Below are 12,239 nucleotides of genomic sequence, written 5' to 3'. Positions count from 1 at the left end.
CGGCGGGGTGGGCCGCGGCGACGGTGCCGGTGGTGGCTAGCGTGCCGCGGGTGACTGTCAGGGTGCCCCAGTTGCCGCTGGCATCGAGGACATTGGAGTTGACGATCATGGTCTCGGCGTCGATCTTGATTCTAAAGCCCGGGGTGGTGTAGCCCGCGAAGCTGGCTTTGTGTTTTTCGTAGTAGATGGTGGTGTCGCCGACGGCCACATCTGGTTTGTCGATTCTCAGGTTGGCGATTTTGTTGGGGTAGATGTCTTTCATCACTGTGTTCCACTCTGCCAGTAGGAACACGGTGCTGTTGCTGTTAAAAACAAGGGGGTATTTCTCATTCAATGCATAGGCCAGGTCAGGCTTGACCGGCGTGGCGCGGAGATAGCCGTTGTATTCGATATCGTAAGCCAGGGTGGAGAAATCGGTAACCTGCTGACGCTGGGTGTCGTTGGCCACACCGAAAATCCACCTTAAGTAGTATAGATCAGGGTCCATCGTGTAAGCGACATTATAGCCGCCTTGGTCTAAAGTGCTGCCGTATAATTTGACGACCCTTGGCGTATAGGTGTTATCGCTATAATAACCAACGTAATAATTGGCCCCAGCCGTCGGCGTCCCCTTGATGGTGGTTGAATCCAAGGTCAAATTTGTAACTTTGCTGGCGCCGCTGCCGCTGGTTGACACGTTGGTCACCTTGGCGACCATCTGGTAATTGATATTGAATTCGATCGCATCATCGCCACGAGTGGTATCCGCATCCCTGTATTGCAGGATCCAGTCATTGTTTTTGATATTCGTACTCGTAGTGCCTGTGATCATTGAAAGGACATAGGTCGCTGGATTCCAGGCGTGTATCGCAAACCTGCCGGCACTGTCAGCAATAGTTATGGTTTTACACCAGCGCAGGTACCAGCTGGTTTGACTGATACCATCATAATTTGTAGTAGAATATGGGAGATCAACATTTGAATAAGTACTTAATGAGATTTTGGGGTTGTAATCGGGATGGTAAATAATTGAGCACATGGATCCGGTGTGGTCCTGAACAAGGATCACGTTGGATTTGCCCTTGCCGCCGACGATTTTGGTGAAGAGCAATTCGTCTTGCCAAGCCCGCAGGCCAAGGACGATCAGCGTGCTTGCGGCCAGAAATAAAACTAATTTTTTTTTGTTTTTCATTATCCCTCTCCTATTAATAATCTCTGGGCACCAAGGTGGTCACCACGGTCTCCACCTGCTTGCGGACGCGATTTTTTGTAGTGATGCTGCTCTCAGCGGTGATGACCAGCGTCCAGGCCACGTTTTTCATGTTCGTCTCGCTTTCCATCCCGGCCGCCTGGCCCGCCGACTGCGGCGGCATGAAACCCTGGAACGCTTTGACATTTTTCTTCGTCGGCAAAGTGTCGGACATGAGGCCGGTGCGAAAATAATTTTTGTCGATTGTCCCATCGAATATGACGTTCTCTGGATGGGTGGAGTTGAGACGTATCTGTCTGATGCCGATCTGGATGCCGCTATCACCGGCATAAAAAGCGCTTTTATCCTTGTAAAAATTGCCCGCGGTGTTAATTTCCGAACCGCTCTGGGTCAGCGCCGACACCCCGATCAACGACAGGATGAGCAGGGCGATCAACACCAGCAGCAGCGCCGAGCCTTTGTTTTTGGTTGTTTTCATAATGAACCTCCTGACTGACTATTAATAATTATAATTGCGGATTAATATTTCATATTGCATGTACGTGTAATGATAGCGGCCCACCGGCAGCGTGGCGGCGCCCATGTCGCCCATGGCCGGCTTTTTGAAAACAATGCCGCTGCCCAGTGATTTGTTTTTCTCTTCCTCGGTGCGCAGCAGCACGAAAATGCGCGCCGAAGCGATATTTCTATTGTAAAACTGGTTATAGAAATCCACGGTGCCGCCAGGGAAGGCATTGTCGGTGCCGGCCCAGATATCGGGCAAAATGGCGGGCGGGACAACCTTGGTGAGGTATTCGATCTGGATGTCCTCGATGTTGGGCAGGATCGGCGCGGCGCGGGTGCCCGTGATGGGACTGGTGCTGGCGAAAATATCGGCAAGACCTTCGCAATCGGTGGTCAGGGTCAGTGTGCGCGAGCCATCGCTTTCGGTGCGGGTCAGGAAGATATTGAAGTATTCCAGGCGCAGCACCGGGCTGTCGATGGGATAGGCTCCGATATTGCCCTTCGTGCCCAACTGCTCATCACATTGGTCGTTATAGTGGGCGGTATCGAGCAGGCCCGAATAATAGGCGGCCGTTTGGCGGATGGTGAGCAGTGTGTCGCCCAAATCCGGTTCCAGAGAGACCTTGAACACGGTGTAGCCGTCTGGGCGCATGATCAAACCGAAATCCCCCTCATGCCAGGCCACGCCAAGAACGGTGAGGGTGACAGGATCCGGAGGCAGATCGACCTTAGTGACATTGACCGTTGCGTCGCCCGGAGTGAAGATTTGCGTAAGCCTGGTCAGGGCCAGGGGGTCGCCAGAAGCCAGGATGACGCCGTCGGGATAATCGTTATTGTTCAGGGGATAGACGCCATTGAAAGGAATAGTCGGGAGGCCGAGCATCACGGGCGTTTGGGCCTGCGACAGCACCGAGCCGGAACTGCGAAAACCTTCAGAGAACATTTGCTCGATGACGCGCCCCCCCTGGTTCATGTCCAGCTTGCGGCCTTCGGTAAGATGGGTGCTCTGTTCGGCGACGATGATAGAAAAAATGGCGACGATGATGATCAGCATGACGGTCAGCGATATCATCATTTCCACCAGCGAAAAGCCTCGCTGGCAGCGTTGCCTCGTGTTCATGGCGCCACCCGCTGCGAGGTCAATACAAGGGGAAAGGAATCGACATCCTGGCTGCGCCAGGTTATGGTTACCCGCAACGAGCTGACATTGGGATTATAGGTCACCAGCAAAACGCGTCTAAAGTCCATATATTGGGGTATTGAACCGTATTCGGAGACCGGAAAGATGGTGACGCCATTGGGCGTGATAACCGAGTGCGAGATTCCGTCAAAGTATCGCAGGACATTATTATAATCGACGCGGCGCAGCATTTCCATGCTGCTTTCAGCCAGCTGCACCGCCTTGGTGTGGTGCTGGGCGTAGGAGTTGGTGCGGATGCCCATGGTGGTCATCGTCAGCACGCCGACCACCAGGAAGGTGAAGAGGGCGATGGCCATCAGCACTTCGATGAGCGAAAACGCGCGCTTGTTATTTAAAAGCTTTTTCGACACGTAAGCCTCCATACGGATAGATGGTTATAGTCAGGGTATCAAAATCGGCGCCGCGGGGGGCGCTCAGGGTGATCGTCTGCGAGCCGGCGATCTTCATGCTTAACGGATCCAGGATGAAGCCGCTGGGATTGATCAGGAAGTTGGCGGTGGCGGTGGCGTCGATTTTATCCGGGAAATCTTCTTTTTTAAGGATCTCGTTGTTCCGGTAGTAGGTATAGCTTTTCTCCAGGATTTCAAGGCGCATCGACGCGTTCTCCCGCGCCGCCCGCTGCCGTGCCTGGTAATAGGTGGAGGTGATCTCCCTGGCCACATCGCGCAACGACCAGCGATCCTTGTTGCGGGTGGTGAAATTGACCGTCATGGCGACGATCGTCCCGATCAGGACCAGTACCAGCAGCAACTCGATAAGCGAAAATCCGCTATTGTTTTTTTGCATGAGGTTTGAAACTCCTATTTTGGACAAGCATTTTAAGTGCCAACAGCCAGTTGCCGCTTAAGTAGAGGGAAAACTCTGAAAATGGAGTTTGCTATGAGTAATAAATATACACATATGGTGTCTATTCGTCTTTAAAAGCCATCCCTCCCCTGTGCCACGATCGACCTTGTTGACGATCTTGTTCTATTTGTTTTTTTTATTGCGAAAAAGAAAAACGGCCAGTATTGGAAGCAGGATGATCAACAGGGTCGCGAAAAGCTTGTAAAAAACAATATTGCGCAGGTTCTCCATCACCCTTGCAGCATCAGGTTTTTATCTTGAAACGCAAGCCGCCGAACACGTAGGCGATCAGGTTGAAGAGCAAGCCGCAGGCCGCGGCCAGAACGGCGAAGGCCAGGAAACCGAAAATGCCGCCAAGTCCGCCGAAGAACAATCCTCCCTGGATCTTGCCCTGCATTTCCTGGAGCATCATCGGGAATTGGAAAATCAGGTCGCCGAAGATCTTCAGGATGCCGAAGGTGGCGCCGACGACCACGCCGGCCACCAAACCGATCCCCCCGAAAAAAAAGATCAGCGATGGAATGCTCACCGCCTTGACCAGCAGCTGGCCTTCGGGAATCTTGCGCGGCGAGGATTTGGTCGTCCCTTTCTGCTGTCCCCCGCAGAAATTGCAATACACGTCGTGCTTCTCGATGCGCGACTGGCAAAATTTGCACAACAGCGGCGGCTCGGACTCGACTTTCAATTCCTCCTCGCGGGCGGGGGGTGGTTCCTGGCGGCGCGGCGCCGCCGGCTCCAACTGGACGAGCGGCGCCGTCTCCGCCTGGCCGTAGGGATTGCCGGCCTTCCAGCTGCTGCCGTCATATACGTACCAACCGCCGGTCTTGCTGCCGATCATCCAAAAGCGGTTTTCCTCGTCGCGGAGCATCACCTTCTTCAGTTCGGATTTCATGTCATCGCCGCCGATCTCGCCGGCGTCGAACCTGGCTTTCAGGTCCTGGTAGATATCCTCAATTTCCTTTAATCGTTTGACGTCCATATTTCTTTCCTCCGCAGGCGACGGTTCTCAGCGCACCGGCCAGATAAAGGGAACCGCATATTATTATAATTCTTTTTAATTTTTTTGCAATGGCCAGGGCTTGGGCGAGATCGGTTTCGACCCAACAATTCCTCCGTTTGAAAAAGGGCAGCAATTTTTGCGGCGGCAGGGCCCTGGGGTTTGGCGGCGCGGTCAGGATGACGTTCGCGGCCAGCGGCGCCAGGGCGCGGGCCATTTTGCGGTAATGCTTGTCGGCCAGGACGCCGAAGATCAGGGTGATGTTGCTTATGTTTTCTTCGCGCAGGAAGTCGGTTAAAACCCGGATGCCGTCCGGATTGTGGCCGCCGTCCAGGATCAGCGGCGGTTTCCCCCCCAGCGACTCGATGCGGCCGGGGATAAACATGGTGCGAATGCCGCGGCGGATGGCCGCGACCGGTATGCGCCAGCCCTGCCCGCGCAGCACATCCGCCGTCTTCAGGGCCAAGGCGGCATTGACGGTCTGGTGCCTTCCTTTGAGATCGACCCGGTAATCGTAACGACGGCCGCCGCTTTGGTAGAGGCAGAAATAGCTTGAACCTTTTTTTTCGCAGCGCAGCGAGCGCGCATCGGCAAAAACCAGGTGCAACAGCGCCTTCTTCCTTCGCGCCGTTTGGGCGATGACGCGCCCGGCGATTGACGAGGGCGGGCAACCGCTGACCAGCGGCACGTTTTTCTTGCACACGCCCGCCTTTTCCCGGGCGATGGCGGTCAGGGTCTTGCCCAGGATCTGGGTGTGATCTTTGGCGATGTTGGTGATGACCGACACCTCGGGGACGACCGTGCTGGTGGCGTCCAGCCGGCCGCCCAGCCCGACTTCCAGCACCGCCCAATCGGCCCGCGAGCGGCAGAAGTGAACCAGGGCGGCCAGGAAAAGGGTTTCAAAAAAAGTCGGCCCGCTGGCGATCACCCGGCGGCGGAGCAGGTTGCGGACGATGTTGTCGACGATGGTGACAACGCCGGCAAAATCTTTTCGCGAGATCATGCGGCCGTTCAGACAGATCCGCTCGCGCACGTCTTGCAGATGGGGGGAGGTGAAAAGCCCGACCCGCCAGCCGGCGCTGCGCAGGATGGCGGCGATGAAATGGGAGGTCGACCCCTTGCCGTTGGTGCCGGCGACCTGGATATATTTTACCGTTTTGACCGGGAAAGGCAGATTTTTGACGATCTGCCCGATGGTGTGCAGGGATAACTTGGAATTTTCCCCCTGAAGTTTTTCTAGGTACTCCCCTATTGCGGCATAGTGCATGGACCCATGTTCGAAAAGAGCGGCTTAATTCTGGGGAGCGGGCTCGCCTTCTTCGAAGTCGTTCTTGACGCCCAGGATGGAGCAGGCGCCGTCATAAATCAGCCGCGTCGATTTTTTCTGTTCCTGCAGCTGGCTGATCACGTCCTTCACCCGGGCCAGTTCTTCCTCGATGCGGGCGTCGATTATCTCAATCTGCTTCTTGGCTTCCCGGAGCGTGGATTCGTAAAAGGCCTCGGCTTCGACTTTTAGTTTTTTCATGGGTTCTCCTCGTTATTTTTTTATTATAAGCGAAATGGTTTTCCAAACTTTGACGCGCACGCCGTTCTTCATGGCCGGCGTAAATTTCCAGGTCTGGATGGTGGCGATCAGGATGGAGTTCAGCTGGCTGTTGCTGGTTTTGTGCATCAGCCGCGCCACCTCCACGTCCCCGTTTTGATTGACCAGGATATTGAACAGCACGCTTTGATTGGCCATGATGCTGGCCATGATGGTGGTGGGGATCACTGGGTCGGGCTTGGAAACGGCTTGCGGCTCCCGGTCGACCTCAGGGAGCGGAACGACATCGCCTTCCTTGACCCGTTTGCGCTCCAGCTCCTTCAATTCATCGGCCTTTTTCTTATCCTGCGCCTCTTTGGCCAGACGGTCGGCTTCCGCCTGCCTGCGGAGTTCTTCCTCCCGTTGCAGCCGGTCCTGTTCTTCCTTCTGCAGGCGGTCCGCCTCCTCTTTTTTCGAGCGCTCGATTTCGGCCTGCTTGGCGCGCTTCTCGTCCTGCTGCTTCTTTTTCAGCGCAACGGCGTCGGTGGCGGCGGTGGCGGCCGCGGCATCCTGCAACTGCTTTTCCAGCTCCGCTTCCTTCTGCTTAAGTTTCTCGAGGGCCAGCACTTGCGGATCGACGGCCGGCTGCTGCTTGGCTTGCGTTTCGGCTGTCTCGGGCTGAGCGGCGGTCTTTTCGACGACAGCCGGTTTGGCCACGGTCTGGGTTTCGTTCGCGGCCGGCTTTTTTATGAACATGAAGTAACCCAGCGCGGCGGCGGCCATGACGGCCAGCACCAGCACCGCGGCCCAAAGAGGAAATTTGCGCTTGGGCTCCTCTATTTCGTTGAACAGGGGGATGTTTTTTTTGATTTCTGGTGCCGGAGCTTTTGCCGTGCTCTTGATCGGGACGATCTTGTCTTCATCGAAATCGATATGGACGACCCCGCCGGGGGCCTTATCCGCGCTCGCCCTGGGCGCGGGCGCCTTTTCCGCGGCCGCGACAACAGTTGGCGGCGACACCTTGGTTTCGAACACGGTTACCGGCTTGGCGGGCTCGGGCGGCGCCGGTTGCGCCTTGGGGGCTTCCCGGAGCAGCGGCTTTTCGGGCAACGGCTTCAGGTCCACCTTGATGCCGTCGCGGACGATGTCCTTCTCGAAAAGCTGGTAGATGAAATGGCTGAGCTGCACCGGCCCGGGCAGGTAATTGTATTTCTTGACCATGAACGTTTCCAGGTCGGCGATCATGGCCGCGGCGCTCTGGTATCTTTTGTCGGGGGCCTTGTTCAGTGACTTGAGGATGATCTTTTCCAGGGCCGGGTCGATGTTCGGGTTGATCTCGCGCGGGTTGAGTATCTCCCCGTTCTGGACCTTCTTGAGCACGCCCATCTCCGACGTGTCCAGGAAAAGCTTCCTGCTGGTCAGCAGTTCGAAGAGCACCACCCCCACCGAGTACAGGTCCGAGCGGCAGTCGATCGTCCCTTCGCCCCTGGCCTGTTCCGGCGACATGTACAGCAGCTTTCCCTTCAGGGCGCCCGAGATCGTCTGGTGCATTTTGATCGATGCCTTGGAAATGCCGAAATCGGTCAGCTTCACGTCGCCGTTGTAGGAGATCAATATGTTGGGCGGCGACACGTCGCGGTGGACGATTTCCAGGGCATGGCCGTGGCTGTCCTTGGCCTTGTGGGCGTAGTTCAGGGCCTCGAGTATCTTGATGCACAGGAAGAGCGATATTTCTTCAGGAAACCATTGATCCTTTTCGCGCAGGCGGCTCTGGGTTTCACGCAAATCCTTGCCCAGCACGTATTCCATGGCGATGAAGTAATAGTTGTCCTTGCGCCCCAGGTCGTAGATCTGGATGATGTTGGGATGGGACAGCTCGGCCGCGATCTTGGCCTCATCGACCAGCATCTCGATATATTTGTCGTCTTCCCCGTAACCGGAAAGTATTTTCTTGATAGCGATGATCTTCTCGAAGCCTTTGACCCCTTTTTTCTTGGCCTTATAAATTTCGGCCATGCCGCCGCGGGCGATCAGGCCGAGCAGAACGTAATCCCCGACTTCGTTGGGGTTTTCAACGGGAGCCGTCTTTTTCTCCGGCTTGGGCTCCTCCTTGGCAACGATTTTTTTGCTGTCAACGGCCGGCTCGACCGTGACTTCCTTTTGCAGCGCCTCTTCGCCAAGCTCGATGATCTCTTCCTTGAACGGTTTTTGCTCTGCCGTGACCGACGTTTTTTCAGGGACAACCGCGGCGGGTTCGACCGGGGACGGGGACTGGGCAGCCGGTTTTTCCTCGGCCTTGACGGCCGCCGCGGGCTTGGGCGCGGGCTTCGACGCCGTCAGCCCCAATCCGAGCCCGGAAAGGGTGTCCTCGAAGCGGCGGGCGATGTCGTCCTCGATCTTGCGCATGTTGGTTTCCGGTATCTGCTTCTTGACCGTCTGGCGCAGGCTGTCCAGGTCGTCGCTGATGCTTTGGCTGACGGAAGCTGCTTTCCTGGCTTCCCTCGCCGGCCCCGGCCTCGGGGCCGCGGCCGGCGGCGCCATGACGGTTTGGCCCGGATCGGGCTTTCCGCCTTCGCGCGTGACCTCGGGTTCCTTTTTCGTCTGCAGGCTCTGGAAAGGCGCCGGCGGGCGGAACGGGACTCCGTCGGGCTTGGCGCTTTTCGCAGCCTGGCCCTCGTTCAGGTCTATTTTGAACTGGGGCACCTTGTCTATGTTTTTAAGGAGATCGCCGAAAATGTCGTCGGCGCTCAGCTTCTTCTCCTCTTCTTCTTCCAGTTTACCCAAGGTCGGGATCTTGGCCGTGTCGAAGCCCGGGACCTGTGTCGTGGCGGCGTGGGTGGCGGCATGGAATTCGCTCACCGGGATGTTGAGCAGTTCCAGCACCCGGTTTCTGAAGGCGTCCTTGTCCAGCGGTTTTTCAAAAAAATCGTCGGCGCGATACTGGGACATGGCCTGGTGCTTGTAGTAAAAGCCCTTGTAAATGGCGCTGATGATGATGATCTTGATCAGCGGGTTCTCCTGCGCCACGTTCAGGGCGAGATTGAAGCCGTGAAAACGCGGCAGCATGGCGGCCGTGATCATCATGTCGAACTGCTTGCCGGCCAGATGACGCTTGGCGGTTTCGCCGTCGTTGGCCACGGTCAGTTCGAACAGGGGCGGCGGCAGAAGATCTTTGATGAGCCGGACGGTCGCTTCATCGTATTCCACCAACAAAATGTTCTTGGTCATTTCGATCTCCTGTTCTCAGGTACGGGCGGGTTTAAAACCCGCCCCTACAAGGGCTTGCCTGGCTCTACAGAATCTGCTTCCCGGCATATTTTTCAAAGGTCCTGATTTTATCCCTGACCTTCCATTGGATGGGCATCAGAATCATGGTCAGCAGGAAGGCGGCGACAAAAAAATGAAAGGTGCGGACGAACGGCATGCCCAGGAGCGTGATGACCAGCCCGAACAGGGAGAGCAGCTCGGCGAAAGCGAGCATGACGATGTCGATGGTCCGCCAGCGCCGCAGCAGGGCGGTGAGTGTGAAATCGTCGCGGACCAGGCGCGGCGAAAAATAGATGGTTTTGCGCACCGCCAGGACCACGATGACCAGCACGATGGCGACGACATTCAGGATGCTGTAGGCGTTGTACACTTCCTTGCTGAAACGGAAGCTGCCCTTGTACAGATAGGCGACCAGGGCGAAGATGGCGATGGAGAGCAGCATGGAAAGGCTGATGATCATGGTGCTGCGTGATTCCTGGCGGATGAGTGCCCGCTCCTCTTTTTGTTTTTCGAATTCAGTGAGCATGAACTCCATTTACCATATTTTTTCTATAATTGTCAATATTCCAGACTGACTAAATTCAACGGCCGGGGTTTTAAAGCCGCCCTCCTTTTCCTTACGGGTAATACCAATAATCTTATTGAGAATAAAATCCCCCTTGTTTCCCCCCTTGAGTAAGGGGGGACGACTCGGTAGGGGCACGGCGCGCCGTGCCCCTACGTCTGTTTGAAAGGCATTGTCTTTACGGCTCCCCCCTTACCAAGGGGGGTATGGGGGGATCGAGAGAAAGTGACGGGTTTTCATTCTTTTTCTTAAAAGAGAGCGCTAAATGAGGAATTTTCTGTTGACTTTTATGCGATTTCTGCTATAAATTGAAGCACCATGTGCGGCATACTGGGAATTTACTCCTCGGAACCTGTGATCGGCAAACTCTACAACGGCCTGCTGACCCTGCAGCACCGCGGGCAGGATTCGGCCGGCATCCTGACCTATGACGATCATTTCCACCTGAAAAAAGGCAACGGCCTGGTGCGCGATATTTTCGACGAGCGCAACATCGCCCGCTTGAAAGGCAACGTGGGCATCGGCCACACCCGCTACCCGACCGTGGGCGTGGGCTCGGTGGAGGATTCCCAGCCTTTCTGGGTCAACCATCCCTTCGGCATCGCCGCCGTCCACAACGGCAACGTGATGAATTTCATGGATTTGAAAAAGGATCTTTTCGCCACGTCCCATATCATCATCAATTCCAACAACGACGTCGAAGTGATCCTGAACGTCTTTGCCGAGGCGCTAGAAAAGACGACCGCCCGCGAGATCACCCCGGAGAACATCTTCAACGCCATCCGCCAGGTCTTCAGAATCGTCAAGGGGGCGTACTCGGTCATCCTGTACATCGCCAACCGGGGCATGGTCGCCTTCCGCGACCCCTACGGGATACGGCCGCTGCTGTTCGGTATCGACCGCAAGCAGATAGTCCCGGGCTACGCCTTCGCATCGGAAAGCGTCAGCCTCGATTTGCTGGGATTCACCGAGATCCGCGATGTTCCCCCCGGAACGGCGATCTTCATCGACCAGAGCCGCACCGTCCATGAAAAAAAGCTGCGCTCCGCCCCCTTCCGGCCATGCATCTTTGAATACATCTATTTTGCCCGCCCCGATTCCTACCTGAACAAGATCAACGTGTACCAGGCCCGGGTCGACCTGGGCAAAATCCTGGCCCGGCAGATCAAAGCCAGCGGTTTGGACATCGATGTGGTCGTACCCGTCCCCGATTCCTCCCGGCCGGCGGCCATCGAAATCGCCCGCGCCCTCAAGCTCAAGTACCGGGAGGGACTGGTGAAGAACCGCTATATCGGCCGCACCTTCATCATGCCCGGGGAGCAGCAGCGCGAAAATTCGATCCGCCACAAGCTGAACCCGATCGCCGATGTGTTCCAGGGCAAGAACATACTGCTCGTCGACGATTCCATCGTCCGCGGCAACACCTCGCGCCTGATCATTCAAATGGTGCGTCAGGCCGGCGCCAAGAACGTCTATTTCGCCTCTTATTCGGCCCCGCTGACCAACCCCTGCGTCTACGGCATCGACATGCAGACCAAGGCCGAGTTTATCGCCGCCAACTCGAACCTGGATGAGATCGCCGCAAAAATCGGCGCCGACCGGGTCATCTACATGCACATCCAGGCCATGGAGCGGGCGGTCAAGAAACAGAATCCTAAGATCCGCTCCTTCTGCAAGGCATGTTTTTCCGGCCTTTACCCCAGCGGCGATGTATCGGAGAGCTTTTTGGTGCAGATCGAAAAGGAAAGAGAACAGAACCGGCTGGTCCAGCGGGACCTGAGCTTCAAATACTGATGGACTCCCACCTGCCGATCTCCGGGACCCTGGCCGAGTTAGACGTAGCCGCCATCCTCGCCCGCATGAACCAACAGGCGCTGGACGGGCAGTTAAAAATATCCTGCCCGCTGTTCAACAAGACCATCTGGCTGGAAAACGGCGGCATCATTTTTGCCCAGTCGAGCCTGCTGGAAGACTCGCTGGGCAGTTACCTGCTGCGACGCCAGATGATCGACGCCGCCGACCTGGAAAAAAGCAGCGCCTTCATGCAGGAGCACAACATCCGCCGCGGCCGGGCGTTGCTGGAATTGGGCCTTTTAAGCGCCGACCAGTTGTGGGAAGAGGTCTCCGCCCATTTGCGGGCCATTGTTT

Annotated in this window: 12 protein-coding genes; 2 read left to right on the top strand and 10 right to left on the bottom strand. The window is 56.3% G+C overall.

What is annotated here, in order from left to right:
- The 10 genes from NTW95_00365 to NTW95_00320 all read right to left on the bottom strand — a co-directional run.
- On the bottom strand, positions 1-1,171 hold a 1,171-nt coding region (locus NTW95_00365; GenBank protein ID MCX6555879.1), incomplete at its 3' end, for a hypothetical protein.
- A 13-nt stretch (positions 1,172-1,184) separates the two neighbouring features.
- Entirely contained in the window at positions 1,185-1,667 is a 483-nt protein-coding gene (locus NTW95_00360) for a PilX N-terminal domain-containing pilus assembly protein (protein MCX6555878.1), read from the bottom strand.
- A gap of 21 nt (positions 1,668-1,688) precedes the next feature.
- The gene (locus tag NTW95_00355; protein MCX6555877.1) at positions 1,689-2,813 is read right to left on the bottom strand and encodes a prepilin-type N-terminal cleavage/methylation domain-containing protein; all 1,125 of its coding nucleotides are present in this window, start codon (positions 2,811-2,813) and stop codon (positions 1,689-1,691) included.
- Positions 2,810-3,244, bottom strand: a complete 435-nt coding sequence (locus NTW95_00350) for a prepilin-type N-terminal cleavage/methylation domain-containing protein (GenBank protein ID MCX6555876.1) — start codon at positions 3,242-3,244, stop codon at positions 2,810-2,812. Before NTW95_00350 ends, NTW95_00355 begins: the two co-directional genes overlap by 4 nt.
- On the bottom strand, positions 3,222-3,680 hold the full coding sequence (locus NTW95_00345) for a prepilin-type N-terminal cleavage/methylation domain-containing protein (GenBank protein ID MCX6555875.1): 459 nt from the start codon (positions 3,678-3,680) through the stop codon (positions 3,222-3,224). The genes NTW95_00350 and NTW95_00345 overlap by 23 nt, the downstream gene beginning before the upstream one ends.
- Before the next feature lie 304 nt (positions 3,681-3,984).
- A complete protein-coding gene (locus tag NTW95_00340) occupies positions 3,985-4,719 on the bottom strand; it encodes a hypothetical protein (protein MCX6555874.1) in 735 nt (244 codons plus the stop codon).
- The gene (locus NTW95_00335; protein MCX6555873.1) at positions 4,691-6,004 is read right to left on the bottom strand and encodes a bifunctional folylpolyglutamate synthase/dihydrofolate synthase; all 1,314 of its coding nucleotides are present in this window, start codon (positions 6,002-6,004) and stop codon (positions 4,691-4,693) included. Before NTW95_00335 ends, NTW95_00340 begins: the two co-directional genes overlap by 29 nt.
- A 24-nt stretch (positions 6,005-6,028) precedes the next feature.
- Entirely contained in the window at positions 6,029-6,262 is a 234-nt protein-coding gene (locus NTW95_00330) for a hypothetical protein (protein ID MCX6555872.1), read from the bottom strand.
- Positions 6,263-6,274: 12 nt separating this feature from the next.
- On the bottom strand, positions 6,275-9,487 hold the full coding sequence (locus NTW95_00325) for a protein kinase (protein ID MCX6555871.1): 3,213 nt from the start codon (positions 9,485-9,487) through the stop codon (positions 6,275-6,277).
- A gap of 64 nt (positions 9,488-9,551) precedes the next feature.
- Positions 9,552-10,052 carry a hypothetical protein gene (locus NTW95_00320; protein ID MCX6555870.1) on the bottom strand — a complete coding sequence of 167 codons (501 nt, stop codon included), beginning with the start codon at positions 10,050-10,052 and terminating at the stop codon, positions 9,552-9,554.
- Between the two features lie 357 nt (positions 10,053-10,409).
- Here NTW95_00320 and purF point away from each other — a divergent pair, with 357 nt between their 5' ends.
- Positions 10,410-11,885: an amidophosphoribosyltransferase gene (purF, locus tag NTW95_00315; protein ID MCX6555869.1), complete on the top strand. Its 1,476-nt coding sequence runs from the start codon at positions 10,410-10,412 to the stop codon at positions 11,883-11,885.
- A partial coding sequence (locus NTW95_00310; GenBank protein ID MCX6555868.1) for a hypothetical protein occupies positions 11,885-12,239 on the top strand: 355 nt, incomplete at its 3' end. The genes purF and NTW95_00310, both read left to right, overlap by 1 nt.

The sequence above is a fragment of the Candidatus Aminicenantes bacterium genome (assembly GCA_026393795.1).
Taxonomy (GTDB): Bacteria; Acidobacteriota; Aminicenantia; order UBA2199; family UBA2199; genus UBA2199.
Note: the sequence above shows the minus strand (reverse complement) of the source record. Positions and strands in the feature narration are given on the sequence as shown.